Origin of the sequence: Paraburkholderia sp. BR14312, assembly GCF_040948675.1 — a bacterium.
GTDB lineage: Bacteria > Pseudomonadota > Gammaproteobacteria > Burkholderiales > Burkholderiaceae > Paraburkholderia > Paraburkholderia nodosa_A.
In genome coordinates, this window is sequence record NZ_JBFPKI010000008.1 from 354270 (window position 1) to 378332 (window position 24063).

Sequence of the window (24063 nt, forward strand, 5' to 3'; positions counted from 1 at the left end):
CGAGGCGTGTCCCCGATTCATGATTGGAGATGACCGAAATGTCCAAATATGCTGCCCAGATCATCATCAATGTCCTGTCTGGTAACAACGACGGCACCATTCTGAACGGAACCCAATCGATCGTGGCCAAGGGCGTTAGCCAAGGGGTGCCGACTTACGTCTTTACGGCAAACACGGATAGCCCGCAATCGGTGTCCCAGGCGGCGGCTAACCTGATGCAGCCGTGGCGCCTCTATATACGCGGTCACGGATCCGTTTCGAGGCAAACGCTGGGCGGGGTGGACGCTGCGCTGTTAGCCCAGTACCTTTCGCAATGCGGACTGGCCGGCAACTTGCCGGCCATCGTTTCGGTCACGGCTTGCAGGCTGGCATTGGGAAAGGATCAGGCGAAGGACCAGATTCCGTACGTTGCCTCCGGAAACAGCTACGTTGGCGACCTGCACCGGATTCTCGGTCAAACACACGGAATCTACGTGAGCGCGAGCGGACGCACGATGAACAATGCGGTGATCAATCAGGGGGCGCAGATCGGAAGGAAACTCACGAAGAATCCGGTCACAAACCAGCGGCACCACAATCAGCTCTTTTCCAAGGTCGTCTTCTATTGGGACGAGCAACGCGCGCAGCGCCTCGGATTTGCACGCACGGAAATGGATATCGACGAAGACGCGGACTATATGGATATCGATGAGGACATGATGGACATAGGCTAGGGCCGCCAGGCCTCGCCCTCAGGGAAGGTGTGCTTCTCGAGTGAGTCCAGCTTCATTTCGATGCTATACCCAGGCTTCTGAGGCGGCATGTAACGCCCATTCCGAATCACAACAGGATCAACAAAATGCTCATGCAAATGATCGACATACTCGAGCACGCGCTTCTCCAGCGAACCCGAAACACACAAATAATCGAACAGTGAAATATGCTGCACATACTCACACAGCCCAACGCCGCCCGCATGCGGACAAACGGGCACACCGAACTTCGCCGCCATCAGCAAAACGACGATGACTTCGTTAAGTCCACCTAACCGACAAGCATCCACCTGACAAAAATCGATCGCCTGCGCCTGCAACAGCTGCTTGAACATCACGCGATTGTGACAGTGTTCACCCGTGGCAACCCCAATCGACCCCAAACGCCGGCGAATCTCCGCATGGCCGAGAATATCGTCGGGGCTCGTCGGCTCCTCGATCCACCACGGATCGAATTCCGCGAGCCGCCGCATGTTCGCCACCGCTTCGTCCACGTCCCACACCTGGTTGGCGTCCATCATCAGCTTCAGGTTTTCGCCGATCTCCTCGCGCAGAATGCGCGCGCGCCGCACGTCTTCGTCGAGATTGCCGCCCACTTTCTGCTTGAAATGCGTCCAGCCAAGCGCGACGCCTTCCCGTGCGAGGCGCCGGATCTTGTCGTCGTCGTAGCCCAGCCAGCCGGCCGAAGTCGTATAGGCGGGGTAGCCCTGCGCGAGCATTTCCACTTCGCGCGCGCCCTTGGTCTTCGCGTGGCGATGCAGAATGGCCAACGCTTCGTAAGGCGTAATCGCATCGGTCACGTAGCGAAAATCCAGGCAGCGCACGAGTTCCTCCGGACTCATGTCCGCGAGCAGTTTCCATACGGGCTTGCCAACCGATTTGGCCCACAGGTCCCATACCGCATTGACGACTGCCGCCGTTGCCAGATGAATCGCGCCCTTGTCAGGGCCGATCCAACGTAGTTGGCTATCCGAAGTAAATGCGCGCCAGAATGCGCCCATGTTCGCCGTAATGTCTTCGAGCCGCTTGCCGACGATGAGCGGCGCTAGCGCGTTGACCGCCGTCACGCAGATTTCATTACCGCGTCCGATCGTGAACGTGAGCCCGTGCCCTGTGAATCTGTCTGGAGAATCGGTTTCGAGCGTGACGTAAGTGGCGGAGTAGTCCGGCGCGGCATTCATGGCGTCGGAACCGTCGAGCGAACGCGAAGTGGGAAAGCGGATGTCGCGAACGGATAGCTTGCTGATCGTAGTCATTCGAACTCCCGGTGAAGGGACGGCTTTCGGTAGGGGAAAACCAGACGTTTGCACGCGTTGACAACGCTGAATCTGCTACCTAGCATGCTAGCATGTCTTCTTAAAATCAAGCGTGCCGTGAACTCTTCATCCGAAATGGCGAGTGTTGGCGATCCTTATGTCGCACTGCAAAAGATTAGAGGCGGCGAGCGCGGCAGCCTGACCGATGCAGTCGAGCACGCACTGAGAGAAGCGATTGTGACGCTCGCGCTGGAACCCGGGATGATGATCGACAAGATGGCGGTCTGCGAACGCATGGGCGTGTCGCGCTTTCCGGTTTCCGCCGCGCTCGCGAAGCTCGCGCATGCGGGTCTCGTCGAAGTTTTGCCGCAGCGCGGCACGCGCGTCAAACCGATCGCGCTCGACGATATTCGCCAGCATCTGTTCATTCGCAGCGCGCTCGAAGTCGAAACGGTGCGCGGAGTCGCGCGCATGAAGGACCGTGCCACGATCGACGCACTGGCAGCCAATCTCGATGAGCAGCGCAAGATTGCCGGTAATGGCCAGCGTCTCGAGTTTCATGAGCTCGATCTGGCGTTTCATGAAATCCTGTTAGACGCGGTGAACCTGCCGCGCGTGAAAGAGATCGTCGCGGTGTCGCGCAACGCGCTGGACCGCGCGAGGCAACTGCTGGCGAGTCCCGAGCGTCTCGTGCACACGCTCGAGGAGCACGAACGGATTTTCGAAGCCATTCGCGCCGGCCGTGCCGACGCAGCGGCCAAAGCAATGCACGACCATCTCGATCAGGTCATCGAGGAATTGCGCCGGTCCGCGAAAGAACGGCCAGATCTCTTTGCACCTTGAGCACTTTGGTCGTACGTCGAGCAATGCCCATCCTTCAACCCCCTTTGTGCAGCGCTGCAAGCCACGCCGCGCACGCAATCAAGAGGCCCCGGTAATGTGTCTGGCTTTTCTTCGCGGATCAGCGCCATGACGCCGCTCATCTCCGTCAACAAGCTGAGCAAGAGTTTTCCCGGCGTGAGAGCGCTTCACGAAGTGCAATTCGATCTCATGGCGGGCGAAGTGCACGCGCTGATGGGCGAGAACGGCGCGGGCAAGTCGACCCTGATGAAGATTCTCGCGGGCGTGTATACGCGCGACTCGGGCGACATTCTCTACGATGGCCAGCCCATAGCGTTCGCGAGTCCGGGCGAGGCCCAGGCCGTGGGCGTCGGCATCATTCATCAGGAACTCCAGCTGATGAATCATTTGACCGTCGCGCAGAACATGTTCATCGGCCGCGAACCGCGCGGGCGCCTCGGGCTCTTTCTCGACGAAGACAAGCTCAATGCGCAGGCGCGCGAGATTCTCGCCCGCATGCACGTGCACCTCGATCCGCGCACCGTGGTCGGCTCGCTCACGGTGGCAAGCCAGCAGATGGTCGAAATCGCCAAGGCGCTGTCGTTCGATTCGCGCGTGCTCATCATGGACGAGCCGACTTCCGCGCTCAACGACGCGGAAATCGCCGAGCTCTTCCGCATCATTCGCCAGTTGAAAGAGCGGGGCGTGGGCATTGTCTACATCTCGCACAAGATGGACGAGCTCAAGCAGATCGCCGATCGCGTCACCGTGCTGCGCGATGGCGAGTACGTCGCCACCGTCGCCGCCGCCGATACGAGCGTGCAGGCCATCATCGGCATGATGGTCGGCAGAACGCTCGCCGATGTTGCACCGTACCAGGGGCCGGCGCACCAGGGCGAAGTCGCGCTCGACGTGAAGCACCTGAACGCGGGCCCGCTCGTGCGGGATGTGAGCTTCACGTTGCGCAAAGGCGAAATACTGGGCTTTGCGGGACTCATGGGCGCGGGCCGCACTGAGGTCGCGCGCGCCGTGTTCGGCGCGGACCCGGTCGAATCCGGCGACATCTTCGTGAAAGGCGCGAAGGTATCGATCAAAACGCCGAGCGATGCGGTCGCGCACAGCATCGGGTATCTCTCCGAGGACCGCAAGCGCTTTGGTCTCGCGACCGGCATGGACGTCGAATCGAACATCGTGATGTCCAATCTCGGCAAGTTCCTCTCGCTGAACGTGTTTCTGCGCCGCATGCAAATCCGTAAGACGGCGGCGCATTTCATCAGCCTGCTCGCCATCCGCACGCCTTCCGCTACGCAGCCGGTGCGTCTGCTGTCGGGCGGCAACCAGCAGAAGATCGTCATTGCGAAGTGGCTGGAGCGCGACTGCGACGTGCTTTTCTTCGACGAGCCCACGCGCGGCATCGATGTCGGCGCGAAAAGCGAGATCTACAAGCTGTTGCGGGCGCTCGCCGAACAAGGCAAGGCGATCGTGATGATCTCGTCGGAACTTCCGGAAATCCTGCGCATGAGCGACCGGATCGTAGTGATGTGCGAAGGCCGTATCACTGGCGAACTCTCCGCCAGCGAGGCGACCCAGGAGCGCATCATGCATCTCGCGACCCAGCGCGAAACCCTGCAAGCGGCATGAGCCTCAAGAGGTCGAATCCATGACTATGCAATCGGATACTGCGGCGCTGACCGACCAGAAACGGTCGTCCGGCATCAAGGCGCGCATTTTCTCGCCCACTGCGCTGCAGAAAATGCTCGCGTTCGCGAGCCTGATCCTGCTGCTGATCTTTTTCAGCTTCGCTTCGCCTGCCTTCATGCAGATGGACAACATCCTCGGCATTCTGCAGGCCACCGCCGTGAACGGCGTGCTCGCCATTGCCAGCACGTTCGTCATCATCACGGGCGGCATCGATTTGTCGGTTGGCACGCTGATGACCTTTACCGCGGTGATTTGCGGCGTTTTCCTGACCTACTGGCATTTGCCGATGTGGATCGGCGTACTGGCGGCAATCGGCACGGGGGCGGTGTGCGGCACCATTTCCGGCACGCTCACGGCGAAGATGAAGATCCCGCCGTTCATCGCCACGCTGGGCATGATGCTGCTGCTCAAGGGGCTCTCGCTCGTCGTCTCGTCCGACAAGCCGATCTATTTCACCGACACCGAAAACTTCTACATGATTTCGCAGGACTCGCTGATCGGCTATTTTCTGCCCAGCGTGCCCGTACCGAACGCCGTGTTGATTCTGTTTGTGCTAGCCATTGTGAGCTCGATCACGCTGAACCGAACGGCGCTCGGACGCTATACGTTCGCGCTCGGCAGCAACGAAGAGGCCGTGCGCCTTTCAGGCGTGAATGTCGATCGCTGGAAGATCGCCATTTATGGCCTTGGCGGCGCGATTTGCGGCATTGCGGGACTCTTGATCGCTTCGCGCCTGAACTCGGCGCAACCGGCACTTGGCCAGGGCTACGAGCTGGAAGCCATTGCGGCCGTGGTGATCGGCGGCACGTCGCTGAGCGGCGGCTCGGGCACGATACTCGGCACCATCATCGGCGCGTTCATCATGAGTGTGCTGACCAATGGCTTGCGCATCATGTCGGTCGCACAGGAATGGCAGATCGTGGTGACGGGTCTCATCATCATCCTCGCGGTTTACGCGGATATCCTGCGCCGCAAGAAGACTTAGAAGAGGAGACGGAAGAAGCACGGAGAGAACGGGGAGTAAAACAAGGCTCCCTCAACGGCTGGAGGTCTATGGCCCACCTTAGGAGGAGAAATGTCATGTTGAAAAGAAAACTGATCAGTGCCGTAATCGGAGTGGGCGCGCTCGTGGGCACGTCCAGCTTGGCCTATGCTGAGGAACCCTACATTCCGATCATTTCGAAGGGCTTTCAGCATCAGTTCTGGCAGGCCGTGAAATCCGGCGCGGAACAATCGGCGACGGCGAACAACGTCAGGATCACGTTCGAAGGCCCTGAAACCGAGGCCATGGTCGACAAGCAGATCGACATGCTTTCGGCCGCGCTCGCCAAGAAACCGCAGGCGCTCGGCATCGCCGCGCTCGACAGCAAGGCCGCCGTTCCGCTGCTCAAACGCGCACAGTCCAGCAAGATCCCTGTGATCGCGTTCGACTCGGGCGTCGACAGCGATATTCCGCTCACGACCTGCGCCACGGACAACCTCGCCGCCGCCGCGCTCGCCGCCGACAAGATGGCGGAGATGATCGGCAATTCCGGCGAAGTCGGCGTGATCGTGCATGACCAGACGAGCCGCACGGGTATCGACCGCCGCGACGGCTTCGTCAACGAGATAAAGACGAAGCACACGGGCATCAAGATCGTTTCCGTGCAGTACGGCGCGGGCGACCACCTGAAGTCGGCGGAAATCGCCAAGGCCATGATTCAGGCGAACCCGAACCTCAAGGGCATTTTCGGCGCCAATGAAGGCTCGGCGGAAGGCGCGGCGATCGGCGTGAAGGAGTCGGGCAAGAAGCTGGTGCTGATTGGCTTCGACTCGGGCAAGGAGCAGAAGGAGGCCATCATGTCCGGCCTGATGGCGGGCGCGATTACGCAGAACCCGGTCGGTATCGGCAAGTGCGTCGTCGATTCCGCGGCGAAGGCGTTGAAGGGCGAAACACTGCCCAAGAAAATCGACACGGGCTTTTACTGGTACGACAAGACCAATATGAACGACCCGAAGATCGCGGCGGTGCTTTACAACTGATTGATATCGGTGTGAGTCATGTGCAGGGAGAAAGGAAGAGCCGAGGCTCTTCCTTTTCGTTTTACGCGTCTGCGGCGCACTTCACTCGGAAACCGCCGCCCCAGCCGGCGAGCGCCGGGGAGTACGCGAACCGTCTTTCGAAGCGAACACGTAGTAGGTCAGCGCTGTCGCGACGAGGCCAACCATCCACGAGACATCGGCGCCGCCGACGATCGACGCCAGCGGGCCGTGGAAAAAGCTCTCCGCCATGAACGGCACCTGCACCGCAATGCCGAAGAGATAAATGGCGATGGCCTTGAAGTTGAAGGAGCCATACACGCCGCCGTGGCTGCTCACGATTTCCGCGACGCGATAGCGCCGGTGGTTGATCAGATAAAAGTCGACCAGATTGATCGCGACCCACGGCGCGAGGACGATGCGCATGGCAAAGATCGCCGTCAGGAAGATCGCGATGAAATTGCTCGAGGCCCACAACGCCGTGACGGTAGAGGCGACCAGCAGCGCGCTCGAAAAGACGATGCGCACCGCGCGGCCAGGCACCCAGTCGGGGCGGAAGGTCTGTGCGGCGGTACTGAACGACAGCACCCCGCCATACAGATTCATGCCGTTGTGGCCAATGATGTTGACCAGGAAGAGGAAGATCAGCACATAGCCGAACATGCCCGTTTGCGTGCGGATGGCTTGCATGGCGTCGATGGAATGACCGGTGCTGACCGCGAGCACGCCAAAGAGAAACGCGAAGATGGTGCCGAGCGAGGTGCCGAAATACGTGAACGCAAAGGTCTTCGCAAAGCCCGCCGAGGTCGGCAGGTAGCGCGAATAGTCGGACGTGTAGGGCGCGAAGCTGATTTGCCAGACGGCGCACAGCCCGAACATCGCGAACCAGTTCGACACGTCGAAATGACCCTGCTGCAGGATTTGCGCGTCAAGACCGGGGGCCATCATGATCATGCCGATCAGGAGCGCGCCGCCCATGAACCACGCGCCAATCTTGTTGAAGCGGTGAATGAAGTGACAGCCGATCACGCCGACGAGCGTCGCGAGAATCGCGCCGAGCACGGTGCCTACCGGCACGGGCACCGCGGGCGCGGCGGTGTGAAGCGTCTTGCCCGCGAGGATGATGTTCGAGACAAAGAAGCCGAGATAGATCAGCGTGGTGAAGCTGACCACGAGCAGCGAGCCATAGCGGCCGAATTGCGCGCGGCTTTGAATCATCTGCGGCACGCCGACGAGCGGGCCTTGCGCAGAGGTGAGGGCGTGAAAAATGGCGCCAAAGAATTGCCCGGCGACGATGGCGAGAATCGCGCTCATCACGTCGAGGTGAAAGACCAGGACCGAAGTCGCGCCGGATATCACCGCAAGTGGCGCGACATTCGTGCAGAACCACAACGTGAACAAATCGACTGGCTTGCCATGCCGATGCTCGGGAGCGACATACTCGATCGAGTTGCTTTCAATGGTCAGAACGCTGTTGTCGTTCGCCGGGTTTTTCATAGTGTCTCCATCTTTATTGCACAGGCCGAGCCACGCCACGAAGGTGGCGCGGCATGGCCTTGAACGGCTTTGGAACGGCTTTGGAACGGCCTTGAAGCGGTGCAGCGGGGAACGGATCAGCGCATCACGAACGGATCGCTGATCGGTTCGTCCGAGGTGCGCAGCCACACGGACTTCGTCGTCGTGTATTCGAGCGCGGCAGCCATGCCGCCCTCGCGGCCGTGCCCGGAAAGCCCGAAGCCGCCGAACGGCACGAGCGGCGACACCGCCCGATAGGTGTTGATCCAGACGATCCCCGAGCGCACGCGCCGCGAAACGCGATGTGCCCGCGTGAGGTTGGTGGTGAAGATGCCCGCCGCGAGTCCGTAGGCGGTGCTGTTCGCCTTCTCGATGGCTTCCTGTTCGGAAGCGAACGTATCCACCGAAAGCACGGGGCCGAACAACTCCGTCGTGATGCTGTCCGCGTTGCTCACGCCCGAGCAGTCCAGAATTGTCGGCGCGTAGTAGTAGCCGTCGCGCCCCAGCGCCTTGCCGCCCGCGAGCACCTTTGCCCCCTGGCTCACGGAACTCGCGACGATCTTCTCGATGTTGCGCAGTTGCCTTTCGGTGCAGAGCGGCCCGTATTCCGTCGTCATCTCATTGGGCGAACCCACGCGAATGCGCGAGACGCGTTCGACAAGCAACGCGAGGAATTCGTCCTTGACGGATGCCTCGATCAACAGACGCGAGCCCGCCACGCAGCTTTGGCCGCTTGCCGCAAAAATCGCCGCGACTTGCGCATTCACCGCGCTCTGGATATCGGTATCGGCGAACACGATGAATGGCGACTTGCCGCCCAGTTCGAGCGAGACCTTCGCAAGATTGTTCGAGGTGTTCCTGACGATATGCCGCGCGGTTTCGGGGCCGCCCGTGAAGGCCACCTTGTCCACCCTGGGATGGCTGCTGAGCACCGCGCCGCATTCCGGCCCGAAGCCGGTGATCACGTTGACGACGCCCGGCGGAAATCCTGCCTCGTGCACGAGCCGCGCGAATTCGAGCAACGGGCCGGGCGCTTCCTCGGAAGCCTTCAGAACGACCGTGCAACCGGCGGCGAGCGCCGGCCCGACCTTCACGGCGGAAAGAAACAACTGGCTGTTCCATGGAACGATGGCGGCGACCACGCCGACGGGCTGCCGTTCGAGCCAGACCTGCATGTCCGGCTTGTCGACGGGAATGTGGCTGCCTTCGATCTTGTCGGCGATTCCCGCGTAGTAGCGGTAGTATTCGGCCACATAAGCGATCTGGCTCGACGTTTCGCGAATGATCTTGCCGGTGTCGTTCGTTTCAATTTCAGCGAGTCGCGGCGCAGCCTTTTCGACGAGGCCGGCCAGCTTGTGCAGCAGCTTGCCGCGCGCCGAGGCCGTGAGGCCGGCCCACGCGGAATCGGTCAGCGCGCGGTTGGCCGCTTCGACGGCGCGGTTGACCTGCTCCGTGCGCGCTTCGGGCATTTGCGCCCACACGTTGCCCGTGGCCGGGTTCACGCTGTCGAACGTCGCGGCGCCCGGTTCGAACTCGCCGTCGATATACAGCTGAAAATGAAAGTCCATGGAATCCGCCCCTTACCTGAATGCAGGCATGACGTCGTTGATCATGCGCTCGAGTGACGCCTTCTTGCGCTCGAAGCTCATGCCCGTATCGATCCAGAACGAGTACTCGTCGAAGCCGAGTTTCTCGTAGGCCCGCAGACGCCCGATCACTTCCTCGGGCGTGCCGATGACGTTGTTCTTGCGCATCGCCTCGGGCGTATAGAACGGGTGAGCGGCCATCTCTTCCTTCGTGAGGGGCTTGATCATGCCGCGGCTCACAGGGCGCTCATTCTTGAACCACGCGCCGAAGTAGTTGTAGAACGTGTTCACTTCGTCGGCGGCGATCTGCGCGTCGTCCTCGCTGCTCGCCACGTACGTGTGGCGCAGCAACATGATTTGCGGGCGCGGCACGTCGCTGAACTTTTCGCACGCGGCGTTGAAGTGGCCGACGAGCTTCTCGACTTCTTCGTCGCCGAAATGCAGCGGTGTGACCTGCACGTTGCAACCGTTGGACACGGCAAATTCGTGGCTGTTCGGATCGCGCGCGGCTACCCAGATCGGCGGATGTGGGCGCTGCAGCGGCAACGGCGACGACGTCGTCGAGGGGAATTTCCAGAACTCGCCTTCGTGCGCGTAATCGCCCTCCCACAGCTTTTTCACGGCGGGAATGAGTTCGCGCATGCGTTGGCCCGCGCCCCACGCGTCGAGCCCCGGCATCAGGCGTTCGTACTCGAACGAGTATGCGCCTCGTGCAATGCCCAGATCCAGACGGCCGTTCGAGATGATGTCGGTCATCGCGGCTTCGCCGGCGAGCTTGATCGGGTGCCAGAAGGGCGCAATGACCGTGCCCGTGCCGAGCCTCACGTTCTTCGTCTTGTTGGCGAGGTCCGCGATGTTGAGGAACGGATTGGGCGCGATCGTGAAGTCCATGGCGTGGTGCTCGCCGGTCCAGATCGCATGCATGCCGCCGCGATCGGCGATCTGGCACAGCTCGATCATTTCGTCATACAACTGCTTCTGACTGGTCTGATCGGAGACGCGCTCCATGTGAACGAAAAGTGAGAATCGCATGATGGAACCTTTCAGGAATGAAGCGGGCGGACTGTGCCGTTGCTATGGTCGCCGAAGTACATCCCGTAGCTCTTCAGTTCGCTTTCCTTGCGGTAGCGCTGGAGCATGCTGGCGAGTGCGCTGTCCTGGAACGCTTGCGTTTGCACGTCTTCCAGACTAACGAATTGTGCCGAGGCGTCGCCCGCTGCGGCGAGTTCATCCGGCGCGCTGCACAGGAACGAGATGTACTGGTAATGGGTTTCGGTATTGTTGTAGACCGAATAGATGAAGCTTGCCGATGCGTCGGGCTGGTACTTCGTGAAGATCTCGGCGAGCGCCTTGTCGGCGCCTTCCTTGCCGATCTCTTTCGAAGGCAGGCCCCATTTGCCGTCTGCGTTTTTCACGAGCAGCACCTTGTCCTCGCGCGCGATGATCGCGCTCACGACGACTTTCGGACCCGCGATGACTTCCGCCGATACCCTGGCCGGCGTGAAATAACCGCCGCGATAGTAGCCGAGGCCAGCGAACCCCGCGGAATGAAACGCCTCGACCCGGCCGACGATCAGCGCGTGGTCGCCCGCGTCGATCGCGGCGTGCGTCGTGCAGTCGAACCAGGCACTGACGTCGCCAATGAGCGGGTTGCGGTTGGCGCTCAATTGCCAGTTCACGTTGGCGAAGCGGTCGTCGCTCGGCCGCGCGAACGTGTTGGACAAATCCTTTTGTCCTTCCGCGAGGATGTTGATGGCGAAGTGGCCCGCAGTGGAAAACGTCTGGTAATTGCTCGACGTCTTCGCAATGCTCACCAGCAGCAGCGCGGGGTCGAGCGAAACGGACGAAAACGAATTGGCGGTGAAGCCGAGCGGCTTGCCGTCGTCCGTCGCGGTCGTCACGATCGTCACGCCCGTCATGAACGCGCCGAACGCGTCGCGCAGTTCGCGCGTGTTGATCTTCGCGGCTTGCGGGTTAACTACCTGGCTCGTGTCTTGGCTCATTTCACACTTCCACTTCGTGGTTTTCCGCCTGCGGCTCCGTCTGCAACCAGGCACGCAGCGCGCGATTGACTTCGTCGGGCGCGGTGAGGTTCACCATGTGGCGTTCGTTTTCGATCACCACGGCCGTGCCGTTGTGCGCGGCTTGCGCCATCTGTCTCGCCATCTGCGGCGTCGAGTTCGGATCGTCGGCGCCGGTCAGGACGAGAGCAGGGCAGCGAATCGTCTGCCAGCCGTCGGCGTACACGTCGTCGCCGCCCGCGAACGCCGTGTAGGCCGTCGCGTAACCCGCAAGGTTCACCGACTTCAGCCACGACTCGACCTTTTGCGCCGCCACTTGCTGGGCTTCGTCCGCGTTGAACCAGCGTCGCAGCGGCGTATCCACGTCGATGGTGCCCGAGCGCAACTCGGCGGCGCGCTGCAGCACGGCTTCGCGCGCCGCTTCGGTACGCCGGTACACACCGTTCAGGACTGCCACACGCTTGACCAGATCGGGACGCGTGACCGCGACGCCAGCCGCGATCAACGAACCCATCGAGTGCCCCGCCAGATTGACGGGACCCACGTGCAGCGCCTCGACGAAACTGGTTGCCCACTCAACGAACTGCGGCAAGCCGGCGCCCGCTTCGAGCGCATCGCTTCGACCGTGGCCCGGCATGTCGACCGAGATCACGCGGAATTCGGCCGAGAGGTCTTCGATCTGCGGATACCATGCGCTCGCCTGCATGCCCACGCCGTGAATCAGCACGAGCGGTTCGCCCGCGCCTTGCTCCAGATAGTGCGCGACGCGCTTATTTGACAGCTGCAGGGTTCTTGACGTCATTTCCGAGCTCTGCGAGGTCTTTGTAGCGATCGCCAATGCGGTGATGCGGACGGCCACCCGTTGCAGCGCCGATGGCGACCACGAGTTCGTCGGCGGCCGGCGCATCGGCAATCGACAACTGCAGCGTGAGATAGTGCGAGCGGCGGCCTTCGTCGTTCTTGTCCATCATCGGGATGAGCAGCGGCGCATTGGCCGGGCCACGCGTGTTGTTGAACGCGAGATACGACTTCGCGCCCACCGCCGAGCGATAGATATTGCCGAAGTGCAGGGTGTGGATGAGCGCGGACGCATGCTCCAGTTCGCCCGCAAGACCCACGATGGCGCTCTTGCCGAACGCTTCGACCGCTTCGCCCGAACCGGCTTCGTCGATGATGAGCTTCGTGAGGTGCTCGCTCAGTTGCGGCGCGATTGCGCGAATCTCGGGCGAGAGGTCTTCCACGTACCCGCGGCCCGCCCACGGGTTCTTGATCACCGCGACCGCGCCGATCATTTTCAGCGGCTTCGCAGCGGCCTTGTCGCCGTCTACGAAGACGTTCTCGACATGGAGGATGGATTTGCGAATCAGGCTCATGGCAACTTCCTTCGTACGTTGATTGTGTGAAGCATTTTGGTATACCATGTTACGGCATGCCATGAGTGTTAACCCGAAAGCTCACGGTGAACCCCGTCTGCCAAGGGATTGCCGCTTTTTCTAGATGAATCCGACGATGAAAAACGAGGAGGAGAGATGACTGCATACTGGATTGCACATGTCACCGTGCTGGACGCCGCGAAGTACAAGGACTACACGGACATCGCGCCGCTGGCGTTCAAGAAGTTCGGCGCCGTATTCCTCGCGCGCGGTGGTGCGGCGCAGGTGCTGGAAGGCGAGTCGTTCGCGCGGCACATCGTGATCCGGTTCCCCGACATGCAAACGGCGCTCCACTGCTACCACTCGCCGGAGTATCAAGCGGCCAAGGCGAAGCGCGATGGCCATTGCGTGGCGCAGATCTCGATCGTCGAGGGGCTGGAGGACTGACCGGGCCGTTGCGGCGGGGCGCAAAAGGGGCGAAAGCGCAGGCAGAAGGAAAGCTGGACGTCAGTTGCGTCATAATATGGCATTCCATGTCCGCGTCCTTGTGCGCGGGCTTTCGTCCTTCTCCTGTTGCCGCCTATGCAAGACCTCAAAATCGATCGCAATGCCAAGACCCTGCGTGAGCTCACGCTCGACAAACTGCGCGGCGCGATAGTCCAGGGGTATTTCCGGCCGGGCACGCGGCTCGTCGAACGCACGCTGTGCGACGAGCTTGGCGTGAGCCGCACGGTGGTGCGCGAGGTGCTTAGGCATCTCGAGACCGAGGGGCTCGTCGAGACCGTCGCGCGGCAGGGGCCGATCGTGGCGCGGCTCGATCCCACGCAAGTGGGCGAGATCTACGAGTTACGCGGATTGCTCGAAGCCAATGCTGCCCGGGCCTGCGCCGAGAATGCCACGCCCGAAGTCGTGCAGCGGCTGCGCGCGATCCGCGCGATCATCGAGGATGCGTTCGAAAAGCGCGACCTGCCGCGCGTGGTGGAGCACACCGAGCGCTTCTATGAAACGCTGTTCGAAGCCGCCAACAAGCAGGTGTCGCTCACGGTCGTCAAAACGCTCAACGCGCGTATCAACCGCTTGCGCGCGTTGACGATCGCGATGCCGGGGCGCGGCGGCGACTCAAATCGAGAGATGAACCTGCTGCTCGACGCCATCGAGCGGCGCGACGGCGAAGCGGCCTCCGCGGCGTCGTTCGCGCATATCAAGCGCGTCTCCGAACTGGCGCTCTCGGCGCTTGCCCAACAAAACGAAGGTCTCAGCGACGCCTGACGCTCTAGCTGACCCGCCAGCCTAAAAAGGCCGCCGGCACACGCGGGCGGCCTTTTCTTTTGTCTGCTCAATTCAGGTCGATCGGGCGCAGCCCAAAGCATGCCAGCGCGCCCGCGAGCGATCTCATGGTATTCCATAATACGCAATAGTTTGTTGTGGGCCATAAGATGGCATACCATAATCTCATCGAACGCGAACTCCGGCGATTTTCCGTATCGCCCGAGTTGCCGGATGGAGCCTGAATTCCATGAAGCCTGCTTTCGCCTCCGAACATGGCGTCTCGCGCGCGCAGCGCGGTCGAACCGCGGGCACGTGCTACAGCGTGTACGCGCCGCAATCGAGCGCCGCGTGCGAAACCGTGGTGCTGATCCATGGCGTCGGCATGAATCAGAGCGTGTGGGCGCCGCAGATCGATGCGTTGTCCGAATCGTTTCGCGTCGTCGCCTACGACATGCTGGGTCACGGCGAGAGCGCGCTGCCGAGCGCACAGCCCACGCTCGACGAATACGCCGCGCAGCTCGAGTCGCTGCTCGATGCCATCCAGGTCGAGCGCGCGCACGTGGTGGGGCATTCGATGGGCGCGCTCGTCGCGCTCGAATTCGCGCTGCTCAATGCGCCGCGCACGTTGAGCGTCGTTGCGCTGAACGCGGTGTACGACCGCACGCCGGCGCAGCGCGAAGCGGTGATGACGCGCGCGGCGAGTCTCGGCGAAGCGCCGGCCGCAAGCGGCGTGGACGCGACGCTCTCGCGCTGGTTCGGCCACCCGATCCCGGGGCATCTGACCCAGGCGGCGCAAGCGGTGCGTGCGCTGCTGCTCGCCGTCGATCCCGTGGGCTACGCGCGCACGTACCGTCTTTTCGCATCTTCCGACGCCGCGCACGTGGGCCGTCTCGCGAATCTGGAGGTACCCGCGCTCTTTCTCACCGGCGAGTGCGATCCGAATTCGAGCGCGCAGATGTCGCACGCAATGGCGTCCGTCGCGCCGCGCGCCCGCGCGGAAGTCATTGCGAACGCGCGCCACATGATGAACGTGACCGACCCGGAACGCGTCAACGCAAGCCTGCTCGCGTTCCTGGCCGTTGCGTCGGCGACGCAGGCAGCCAATACCGCAGCAAACACAGGAGAACGCCATGGCTGAGCCGATGACTGCCCAATCCGCGCAACCGGCTTTCGATATCGCCGAATTTCGCCGCGCGCTGGGCGCGTTCGTGACGGGCGTGACCGTCGTCACGACGATCCAGCCCGACGGATCGCCGCGCGGCTTCACGGCCAACTCGTTCACCTCGGTGTCGCTCGACCCGCCGCTCATTCTGGTGTGCATCGCCAAGACGGCGTCGAGCTATGCGGTGTTCTCGCAAACGGGCCGCTTCGCGGTGAGCGTGCTCGCCGAAGACCAGCAGCAGGTTTCGGGCGTGTTCGCCTCGAAGGCCGCCGACAAGTTCGCGCAAGTGCCCTGGAGCGCGCGCAAAACGGGTGCGCCCGTGATGGACGGCGCGGCGGCGAGCTTCGACTGCACGACGCATGAAGTCGTCGACGCAGGCGACCACATCATCCTGATCGGCCGCGTGGTGGACGTCGTGCAAACGAGTTCGACGCCGCTTGGCTACTGCCGCGGCGCGTACGTGAACTTCAGTCTCTCGCAGGATGCGCTGGCTGCAGCCGGCGTGCGCGCGAAAGTGGGCGCGATTCTCGAGCATCGCGACGGCCTCGTGCTCATCGACACGCCCGAAGGCGTGGCGTTGCCGACGGGCGTCAAGCTCGAACCGGCCAGCGACGCGGCGAGCCTGCGCGGCGTCCTCGCGAAGCTCGGCCTGCGCGCCCATCTCGACTTTCTGTTCGCCGTGTTCGAAGACGGCAGCGGCAAAGGGCCGAGCGAGCATATCTACTACCGCGGCCGCGTGATTCACAACGGCTCGCCCTGGCTCGACAGCAGCATCCGCATCGTGCCGCTCTCGCAGATTCCTTGGGACGAATTGAGCGACGACGCCGTGCGCTCGATGCTCGAACGGTATGTGCGCGAACGCAAGCAGGACGCATTCGGCATCTACGTGGGCGACAGCGAAGCCGGCACCGTGCAGCCGCTCGCCCTCGCGCATTGACGGCACGGCACCGAACACAACCATGAAGAAGCCGACGGGTCTTCCCGCAGCCGGCCTGACGAAGCGACAACCAACCGTATCCCCGGAGATAGCCATGAGCAGCAGAAGCACCTCGTTTATCGCGCCGATGTTCATTGCGTGCGCAGCGACACTCGCCGCAGCACCGGCACTGGCCGCGGACCCCATCGTCTTCACGAGCTGGGGCGGCACCACGCAATCGTCGCAACAGAAGGATTGGGCGCAGCCGTTCACGCAGGCGAGCGGCATCACCGTGCTGATGGACGGCCCGACCGACTACGGCAAGCTCAAGGCGATGGTCGACAGCGGCAACGTGAGCTGGGACGTCGTGGACGTGGAGGGCGACTTCGCCTATGCCGCGCAGAAGGCCGGACTGATCGAGCCGATCGACTATTCGGTGGTGAAAAAAGACGAGCTGGACCCGCGCTTCGCGTCGCAGGCCGCGGTGGGCAGCTTCTATTACTCGTTCGTGCTCGGCTACAACAAGGCGAAATACACGGGCGCGCAGCCGCAAGCCTGGGCCGACCTGTTCGACACCAAGCGCTTCCCGGGCAAGCGCACGTTCTATAAGTGGTCGGCGCCGGGCGTGCTCGAAATCGCGCTGCTCGCCGACGGCGTGCCGCCCAACAAGCTCTATCCGCTCGACCTCGACCGCGCGTTCAAGAAGCTCGACACGATCAAGAGCGACATCGTGTGGTGGAGCGGCGGCGCGCAGTCGCAGCAGCTGCTCGCATCGGGCGAGGCGCCGATCGGCATGTTCTGGAACGGCCGCCTGCACGCGCTCGCGCAAACCGGCGTGCCCGTCGGCATTTCGTGGGACCAGAACCTCACCGCCGCCGACATGCTCGTGATCCCGAAGGGCGCGAAGCACCGCGACGCGGCGATGAAGTATCTCGCCGCAGCGACGAGCCCGCAGGCCCAGGCCAAATTCGCGGCCGATACCGGCTACGCGCCGATCAACGTGAAGTCGGCCGCGCTGATGTCGCCGGCCATGGCGAAGACGCTGCCCGATCAGTACAAGGCATCGCAGATCAATCTCGACATGAAGTACTGGGCCGAGAACCGCGATGCGATTGCGAAGCGCTGGTACGCGTGGCAATCGAAGTAAGCGAGTCCCGTCGTCGCGAACCGGTTCAAAAGGAAACACCATGCCTAACGTATTGAGTACCGTCGCGCACCCGGCCGCGGCGGCCACGCGCAAACGGCGCGACTGGCGCAGCATGCGGCTGCTGGCGCCCGCCATGCTGCTGCTCGTGATCTTCTTCCTGCTGCCGGTGCTCTCGCTGCTGCTGCGCAGCGTGCTGGAGCCGACGCCGGGTCTGCACAACTACCAGCAGTTGCTCGGCTCGACCACGTATTTGCGCGTGTTCGGCAATACGTTCCTCGTGGCAACGGTCGTGACGCTCGTCACGCTGCTCGTCGGCTTTCCGATGGCGTGGCTGCTCGCCATCGCGCCGCGCAAGGTCAGCGCCGTGTTCTTCGCGATCCTGCTGCTGTCGATGTGGACCAACCTGCTCGCACGGACCTTCGCGTGGATGGTGCTGTTGCAGGAAACGGGGCCGATCAACCGCATGCTGATGGCGATCGGCGTGATCCATGAGCCGCTCTCGCTCGTCAACAACTTGACGGGAGTCACGATCGGCATGACCTACATCATGCTGCCGTTTCTCGTGATGCCGCTGCACGCCACGCTGCGCAGCATCGACCCTTCGACGCTGCGCGCCGCCGCCGTGTGCGGTGCGAGCCGCTGGCAGGCCTTCTGGCGCATTCTCGTGCCGCTCGCCATGCCGGGCGTCGCCTCGGGCGCGCTCATGGTGTTCGTGATGGCGCTGGGCTACTTCGTCACGCCCGCGCTGCTGGGCGGACCCTCGTACATGATGCTCGCGGAACTCATTGCGCAGCTCGTGCAGGAACTCTTGAACTGGGGCCTCGCCGGCGCCGCCGCATTCGTGCTGCTCGCCGTGACGCTCTCGCTCTATGCGCTGCAACTGCGCTTTACGCGCAACGCGCGCGCAAGTCTCGGAGGGCGCTGACATGTTGCTCGATTTCGATCGCCTGGGCGCGTTGCGCTGGATGTTGCTGGCCGTGGGCGGAGCCGTCGCGCTCTTTCTCCTGCTGCCCATTGTCTTTATCGTCGCGCTGTCGTTCGGCGACTCGCAGTGGCTCATCTTTCCAGCGCCGGGCTGGACGCTCGAATGGTACCGGCAGCTCTTCACCGATGCGGGCTGGATCGACTCGCTGCTCACGAGCGCGAAGCTCGCCGTGATCGTCACGGTGCTTTCCGTCGCCATCGGTTTTCTCGCTTCGCTTGCGCTCGTACGCGGCAAGTTTCGCGGGCGCGGCGCGGTGCAGGCCTTCTTCATCACGCCGATGGTGCTGCCGGTCGTGGTCCTCGCCGTCGCGCTCTATGCGTTCTTCCTGCGCATCGGCATGAACGGCACGATGACGGGTTTCGTGATCGGCCACCTCATCATCGCCTTGCCGTTCTCGATCATCTCGATCAGCAATTCGCTCGCGAGCTTCGACACGTCGCTGGAGGACGCTGCGCTCATTTGCGGCGCCTCACCGCTGATGGTGAAGCTGAAGGTCACGCTGCCGGCCATCCGGCTCGGGCTCTACGCCGCGGCGATCTTTTCGTTCCTCGCATCGTGGGACGAGGTGGTCGTGTCGATCTTCATGTCGAGCCCGACGCTGCAGACGCTGCCCGTGCGGATCTGGTCCACGCTGCGCCAGGACCTGACGCCCGTCGTTGCAGCGGCGTCTTCGCTGCTCGTCGCGTTGACAACGTTATTGATGCTGGCGGGCGCTCTCGTGCGCCGCGGCCGCTAATCGAGGTGAACAAGCCATGACTGCTTTCCTGCAAATCCAGCGCCTGCGCAAGACCTACGACGACGTCGTCGCCATCGACCAGGTGTCGCTCGATGTGCGCAAGGGCGAATTCATGACCTTCCTCGGACCGTCGGGGTCGGGCAAGAGCACGACGCTCTATATCGTCGCGGGCTTTCAGGAGCCCACGGAAGGGCGCGTGCTGCTCGACGGCAAACCGCTGCTGGCGGTGGCGCCCAACAAGCGCAACATCGGCATGGTGTTTCAGCGCTATACGCTCTTTCCGCATCTCACGGTGGGCGAGAACGTGGCGTTTCCGCTGCGCGTGCGCCGCCGCCCCGAAGCCGAGGTCAAGGCGAAAGTGGAAAAGATGCTCAAGCTCGTGCATCTTTCCGAGTGCCGCGACCGCATGCCCGCACAGCTCTCGGGCGGGCAACAGCAACGCGTGGCGATTGCGCGCGCACTGGCCTACGATCCGCCCGTGCTGCTGATGGACGAACCGCTCTCGGCGCTCGACAAGAAGCTGCGCGAGGAAATCCAGCTCGAATTGCGCCGCATTCACCAGGAGACGGGCGTGACGATTCTCTACGTCACGCACGACCAGGAAGAAGCGCTGCGCCTCTCCGACCGCATCGCGGTGTTCAACAAAGGCCGCATCGAGCAGGTCGGCACGGGCGAGGAGCTTTACGCGAACCCGGCTTCGCGCTTTGTTGCGAGCTTCATCGGCAATTCGAATTTCCTGCCCGTGAAGGTGACGAAGACCAGCGAAGGCCGCATGAACGGCGTGTTCCCGAATGGCCATGAAATCGCATCGGACGCGTTCAATCCGTCACTCGCCGCCGGCGACGACGGCACGCTGATGATCCGCCCGGAGCAGATGCGCCTCAGCTCGCTGCAAGTCGCAAACGGCACGACAGGCTTGCCCGTAACGGTGCGCGACGTCACCTATCTCGGCGACGCCATGCACTACGCGGTAGCCACGCCCTGGCAGCAGGAGATCTCGATTCGCATGCCGGCGGCGCATCGCCACGACGGCGGGATCATGATCGGCACGCAGGCGCTCGTCGACTGGGACGCGCGCGACGTGCGCCTGTTCGCGCAAGCGTGATGGCGGCTGTCATGAGTGACGCACTGCCATCGCTGCGGGTCGAACGCCCCACGGCCACCTTGCGGGAACTCGCGCTCGAAAAAATGCGCACGGCCATTCTGGAGGCGCACTTTCATCCAGGCGAGCGGCTGGTCGAGCGCTCGCTGTGCGAAATTCTCGGCGTGAGCCGCACCGTTGTGCGGGAAGTTTTGCGGCATCTGGAAACGGAGGGTCTCGTCGACTCGATTCCGAACCAGGGGCCGATCGTCGCCGTGCTCGACTTCGAGACGGCGGCGGAGATCTACGAAATACGCGCCCTCCTTGAAGGCGAAGCCGCCATGGCGTGCGCGCAGCATGCTGACGAGGGCATCGTCGCGGATCTCGCCGGCTTCATCGACCGGATTCAGGCGGCCTTCGAAGCGCAGGACCATCAGGCCGTGCGAGCACTCACCACGGCCTTCTACGAGCGCATGTTCATTGCCGGGCAAAAGCGCGTGGCCTGGGAGATCGTGCAGTCGTTGACGGCGCGCATCAACCGCTTGCGAGCCCTGACAATCGCTTCCGATGACCGCGGCCGCCAGGCCGTCGATGAAATGCACCGCATCCTGAGCGCCATTCAAGCCGGCAACGCGGCCGGCGCACGCGAGGCCGCGATCGCGCACGTGGACAGAGTGGCCGAGATTGCGCGCCAGCTGCTGGCGGAGGGGCACGAGCACGCGTCGTGGCGCCAGGCAGGATAACGCAGCCTGGCTGTACTGACTATTGGCGTGCTCTGCCTGAGTGGGCCATCAACTTTTTATGCATCGAAGGAAAGTCACGTGGAATTGAAGACCCTGTTGAAAGACGCGGCGCTGTTGCGCCATCAAGCCTATATCGATGGGCAATGGTGCAAGGCCGACTCGGGCGCGAGCTTCGACGTGTTCGACCCGGCGACGGGCGCGTCGCTCGGCAGCGTGCCTTTGATGGGAGAAGCCGAAACGACGCGAGCCATCGAGGCGGCCAATGCCGCGTGGCCGGCGTGGCGCGTGCGCACGGCCAAGGAGCGTGCGGCAGTCATGCGCCGCTGGTACGACCTGATGATCGAGCACGCCGACGATCTCGCGCTGATCCTGACCGCGGAACAGGGCAAGCCGCTCGCGGAAGCGAAAGGCGAGATCGCCTACGGCGCGTCGTTCATCGAGTGGTTCGCCGAGGAAGGCAAACGCGTGGCGGGCGACACGCTAGCGACGCCCGCTTCGGACAAGCGGCTCGTTGTCATCAAGGAGCCGATCGGCGTTTGCGCCGCCATCACGCCGTGGAATTTCCCCACGGCCATGATTACCCGCAAGGTGGGCCCGGCGCTCGCGGCAGGCTGCCCGATCGTCGTGAAACCTGCAGAAGCCACGCCGTTCTCCGCGCTCGCATTGGCGGTGCTGGCGGAGCGGGCCGGCGTGCCCAGAGGCGTGCTCAACGTCGTCACTGGCGATCCCAAGGCGATTGGCGGCGCGATGACCAGCAGTCCCGTGGTTCGCAAGCTGTCGTTTACCGGTTCGACGGGCGTCGGGAGATTGCTGATGGCGCAAAGCGCGCCCACAGTGAAGAAGGTGACGCTCGAACTCGGCGGCAACGCGCCGTTCATCGTGTTCGACGACGCGGATCTCGATGCCGCGGTGGAAGGCGCCATCGCCTCGAAGTACCGCAACAACGGGCAAACGTGCGTCTGTACGAATCGCTTCTACGTGCATGAGCGCGTGTACGACGCGTTCGCCGCGAAGCTCGCGACAGCCGTTAAGGGGCTGAAGGTCGGGCACGGTACGGAGGGCGGCGTCACGCTCGGACCGCTCATCAACGAGGCAGCGGTCAGAAAGGTCGAAGCGCATATCGCCGATGCAGTGGACAAAGGCGCGACGCTCGCCACGGGCGGCAAGCGCCACACGCTCGGCTACGGCTTCTTCGAGCCCACGGTGCTGACCGGCGTCACCGCGCAAATGGATGTAGCGAGAGAAGAGACGTTCGGCCCGCTCGCGCCGCTGTTCCGTTTCTCGAGCGACGAAGAAGTGGTGAAGCTCGCCAACGACACGGAGTTCGGCCTCGCCGCCTACTTCTACAGCCGCGATATCGGCCGTATCTGGCGCGTGGCCGAGCAACTCGAATACGGCATGGTGGGCATCAATACCGGATTGATCTCGAACGAGGTCGCGCCGTTCGGCGGCGTCAAGCAATCGGGTCTGGGCCGGGAGGGGTCGCACTACGGCATCGATGACTATCTCGTCATCAAGTACCTGTGCATGGCGGTTTGATCGCCGGATTCACACAAAAAAGAATGGGGACACGCCGCCATGAATACGTCGTCATCAAGCAGCGCCGAGGTCGCGCTGGAACGCGCGCAAAGCGAAGCGGACTACCGCTTCGATCCCGCTTCCGTTGCGATACCCACTCGCGTGACGGTGCGAGTCGTCGCGATCTGCCTTGCGATGATCCTTGCCGAAGGCTATGACGTCGCGATTTACGGGGCGGTGCTGCCCATGCTCACGCATGGCACCGACTGGTCCTTGTCGGCGCTGCAACTCGGCGCGATCGCAAGCTGCTCGCTGGCGGGCATGATGATCGGCGCCATGGGTGCGGGCACGCTCAGCGACATGATCGGCCGGCGCCGCATGCTGCTCGGCAGTGCGGCGCTTTTCTCCGCGATGATGGCGGCCGCCGCGCTCGCGCCCACGCCAGCCTGGTTCGTCGTCGCGCGGATCGTGGGCGGACTCGGGCTTGGCGGCGTCGTGCCGACCGCGGCGGCGCTCACGGTCGAATACTCGCCGCCTGGGCGCCGTTCTTTCAACTATGCCTTGATTTACACGGGATATTCGCTGGGCGGCATTCTGGTCGCGCTGCTCGCGATGAACTGGTTGCCGACGCACGGCTGGCGGTTGCTGTTCGGTGTGGGCGCCGCGCCGCTCATCCTCGTGGCGCTCACGGCGCGCCATTTGCCGGAGTCGCTGGAGTTCCTGCTGGCGAGAAACCGCATCGCAGAGGCACGCGGCGTTGCACAAGCGCTCGGCATTCGACATTCGGCGCTAGAGAACGAAACCGGGGCGCGGGCCGTGCACGCTATGAATGCTGAAAAAGCCGCGCCGATTCGCGCGCTCTTCGACGCATCCAATGTGCGCGCCACCCTGGCGTTCTGGATCGCGATGTTCATGGGCTTGCTCCTGCTCTACGGCCTGAGCACCTGGCTGCCGCAACTCATGCGCAAGGCCGGTTTCCCGCTCGGATCGAGCCTCGCATTGCTGGTGGTACTCAATTCGACCGCGGCTTTGGGCTCGCTGCTTGGTGGCGCGGTGGCCGACCGCCTGGGTTCGAAGTGCGTGGTCAGCGTGCTTTATCTGCTCGCCGCAGCCAGCCTGTGCGCGTTACCGTTCGCCCATGGCACGCTGCAAACCTATGTGCTCGTGGGCATTGCCGGGGTAGGCACGATCGGCAACACGATGCTGCTTGGCGCGTATATCACACGCTACTATCCGCCCCGCAACCGGGCGACGGGCATTGGCTGGGCGCTGGGAATAGGGCGTTTCGGCGCAATCGCCGGGCCGCTGATCGGCGGCGCGCTGGCACAGGCGGGCGCGCCGCTGCCGTGGAATTTCTACGCATTTGCGGGCGCGGGCCTCGCAGCGGCGTTTGCCGTGCTTGCCGTTCCCAGGCAGGTTGCAGATAGCGTGTAACTCGATGCT

General features: G+C 63.0%; 23 protein-coding genes. 16 read left to right on the plus strand and 7 right to left on the minus strand.

Translation table 11 applies throughout. The features are described 5' to 3' along the window. Positions 1–38 precede the first annotated feature (38 nt). Positions 39–713 carry a C80 family cysteine peptidase gene (locus AB3X98_RS24170; protein WP_368610330.1) on the plus strand — a complete coding sequence of 225 codons (675 nt, stop codon included), beginning with the start codon at positions 39–41 and terminating at the stop codon, positions 711–713. Here AB3X98_RS24170 and AB3X98_RS24175 read toward each other — a convergent pair. Continuing rightward, a complete protein-coding gene (locus AB3X98_RS24175) occupies positions 710–2008 on the minus strand; it encodes an L-fuconate dehydratase (protein ID WP_069267989.1) in 1299 nt (432 codons plus the stop codon). The genes AB3X98_RS24170 and AB3X98_RS24175 overlap by 4 nt on opposite strands. 84 nt (positions 2009–2092) lie before the next feature. Here AB3X98_RS24175 and AB3X98_RS24180 point away from each other — a divergent pair, with 84 nt between their 5' ends. The 4 genes from AB3X98_RS24180 (at position 2093) to AB3X98_RS24195 (ending at position 6571) form a co-directional block, all read left to right on the plus strand. Next, positions 2093–2851 carry a GntR family transcriptional regulator gene (locus AB3X98_RS24180; RefSeq protein WP_069267990.1) on the plus strand — a complete coding sequence of 253 codons (759 nt, stop codon included), beginning with the start codon at positions 2093–2095 and terminating at the stop codon, positions 2849–2851. 126 nt (positions 2852–2977) lie between these two features. Next, positions 2978–4489 carry a sugar ABC transporter ATP-binding protein gene (locus tag AB3X98_RS24185; protein ID WP_342946183.1) on the plus strand — a complete coding sequence of 504 codons (1512 nt, stop codon included), beginning with the start codon at positions 2978–2980 and terminating at the stop codon, positions 4487–4489. Between the two features lie 19 nt (positions 4490–4508). Further along, positions 4509–5534 (plus strand): ABC transporter permease, encoded by a 1026-nt coding sequence (locus AB3X98_RS24190; protein ID WP_069267992.1) that lies wholly within the window; start codon positions 4509–4511, stop codon positions 5532–5534. 95 nt (positions 5535–5629) lie between these two features. Next, positions 5630–6571, plus strand: coding sequence for an ABC transporter substrate-binding protein (locus tag AB3X98_RS24195; protein WP_069267993.1), 942 nt, complete (start codon positions 5630–5632; stop codon positions 6569–6571). Positions 6572–6652: 81 nt separating this feature from the next. Here AB3X98_RS24195 and AB3X98_RS24200 read toward each other — a convergent pair whose 3' ends face one another. The 6 genes from AB3X98_RS24200 to AB3X98_RS24225 all read right to left on the minus strand — a co-directional run bounded on the left by AB3X98_RS24200 (position 6653) and on the right by AB3X98_RS24225 (position 13063). After that, positions 6653–8065 carry a cytosine permease gene (locus AB3X98_RS24200; protein WP_368605823.1) on the minus strand — a complete coding sequence of 471 codons (1413 nt, stop codon included), beginning with the start codon at positions 8063–8065 and terminating at the stop codon, positions 6653–6655. Between the two features lie 116 nt (positions 8066–8181). Continuing rightward, positions 8182–9651, minus strand: coding sequence for an aldehyde dehydrogenase (locus tag AB3X98_RS24205; RefSeq protein ID WP_368605822.1), 1470 nt, complete (start codon positions 9649–9651; stop codon positions 8182–8184). Between the two features lie 12 nt (positions 9652–9663). Then, on the minus strand, positions 9664–10701 hold the full coding sequence (locus AB3X98_RS24210; RefSeq protein WP_368605821.1) for an LLM class flavin-dependent oxidoreductase: 1038 nt from the start codon (positions 10699–10701) through the stop codon (positions 9664–9666). Positions 10702–10712: 11 nt separating this feature from the next. Further along, positions 10713–11672 carry a flavin reductase gene (locus AB3X98_RS24215; protein ID WP_368605820.1) on the minus strand — a complete coding sequence of 320 codons (960 nt, stop codon included), beginning with the start codon at positions 11670–11672 and terminating at the stop codon, positions 10713–10715. Between the two features lies 1 nt (position 11673). Further along, on the minus strand, positions 11674–12492 hold the full coding sequence (locus tag AB3X98_RS24220) for an alpha/beta hydrolase (RefSeq protein WP_342946178.1): 819 nt from the start codon (positions 12490–12492) through the stop codon (positions 11674–11676). Beyond that, on the minus strand, positions 12461–13063 hold the full coding sequence (locus tag AB3X98_RS24225) for an amino acid synthesis family protein (RefSeq protein WP_368605819.1): 603 nt from the start codon (positions 13061–13063) through the stop codon (positions 12461–12463). The genes AB3X98_RS24220 and AB3X98_RS24225 overlap by 32 nt, the downstream gene beginning before the upstream one ends. Positions 13064–13219: 156 nt before the next feature. Here AB3X98_RS24225 and AB3X98_RS24230 point away from each other — a divergent pair, with 156 nt between their 5' ends. From AB3X98_RS24230 to AB3X98_RS24280, 11 genes are all read left to right on the plus strand, one after another. Next, the gene (locus AB3X98_RS24230; RefSeq protein ID WP_368605818.1) at positions 13220–13510 is read left to right on the plus strand and encodes a DUF1330 domain-containing protein; all 291 of its coding nucleotides are present in this window, start codon (positions 13220–13222) and stop codon (positions 13508–13510) included. Between the two features lie 135 nt (positions 13511–13645). After that, entirely contained in the window at positions 13646–14332 is a 687-nt protein-coding gene (locus tag AB3X98_RS24235; protein ID WP_069268001.1) for a GntR family transcriptional regulator, read from the plus strand. Positions 14333–14579: 247 nt separating this feature from the next. Then, on the plus strand, positions 14580–15470 hold the full coding sequence (locus AB3X98_RS24240; RefSeq protein WP_342946177.1) for an alpha/beta fold hydrolase: 891 nt from the start codon (positions 14580–14582) through the stop codon (positions 15468–15470). Continuing rightward, the gene (locus AB3X98_RS24245) at positions 15463–16431 is read left to right on the plus strand and encodes a flavin reductase (protein ID WP_368605817.1); all 969 of its coding nucleotides are present in this window, start codon (positions 15463–15465) and stop codon (positions 16429–16431) included. Before AB3X98_RS24240 ends, AB3X98_RS24245 begins: the two co-directional genes overlap by 8 nt. A 94-nt stretch (positions 16432–16525) precedes the next feature. Then, on the plus strand, positions 16526–17557 hold the full coding sequence (locus AB3X98_RS24250; RefSeq protein ID WP_342946175.1) for an ABC transporter substrate-binding protein: 1032 nt from the start codon (positions 16526–16528) through the stop codon (positions 17555–17557). Positions 17558–17597: 40 nt separating this feature from the next. Continuing rightward, entirely contained in the window at positions 17598–18482 is an 885-nt protein-coding gene (locus tag AB3X98_RS24255) for an ABC transporter permease (RefSeq protein WP_368605816.1), read from the plus strand. Between the two features lies 1 nt (position 18483). Further along, positions 18484–19278, plus strand: a complete 795-nt coding sequence (locus AB3X98_RS24260; RefSeq protein WP_368605815.1) for an ABC transporter permease — start codon at positions 18484–18486, stop codon at positions 19276–19278. A 16-nt stretch (positions 19279–19294) separates the two neighbouring features. Beyond that, positions 19295–20383 (plus strand): ABC transporter ATP-binding protein, encoded by a 1089-nt coding sequence (locus AB3X98_RS24265; RefSeq protein WP_368605814.1) that lies wholly within the window; start codon positions 19295–19297, stop codon positions 20381–20383. Positions 20384–20394: 11 nt separating this feature from the next. After that, on the plus strand, positions 20395–21102 hold the full coding sequence (locus AB3X98_RS24270) for a GntR family transcriptional regulator (RefSeq protein ID WP_368605813.1): 708 nt from the start codon (positions 20395–20397) through the stop codon (positions 21100–21102). Positions 21103–21180: 78 nt separating this feature from the next. Further along, the gene (locus AB3X98_RS24275) at positions 21181–22641 is read left to right on the plus strand and encodes an NAD-dependent succinate-semialdehyde dehydrogenase (RefSeq protein ID WP_069268009.1); all 1461 of its coding nucleotides are present in this window, start codon (positions 21181–21183) and stop codon (positions 22639–22641) included. 39 nt (positions 22642–22680) lie between these two features. Then, on the plus strand, positions 22681–24054 hold the full coding sequence (locus AB3X98_RS24280; RefSeq protein WP_368605812.1) for an MFS transporter: 1374 nt from the start codon (positions 22681–22683) through the stop codon (positions 24052–24054). Positions 24055–24063 lie beyond the last annotated feature (9 nt).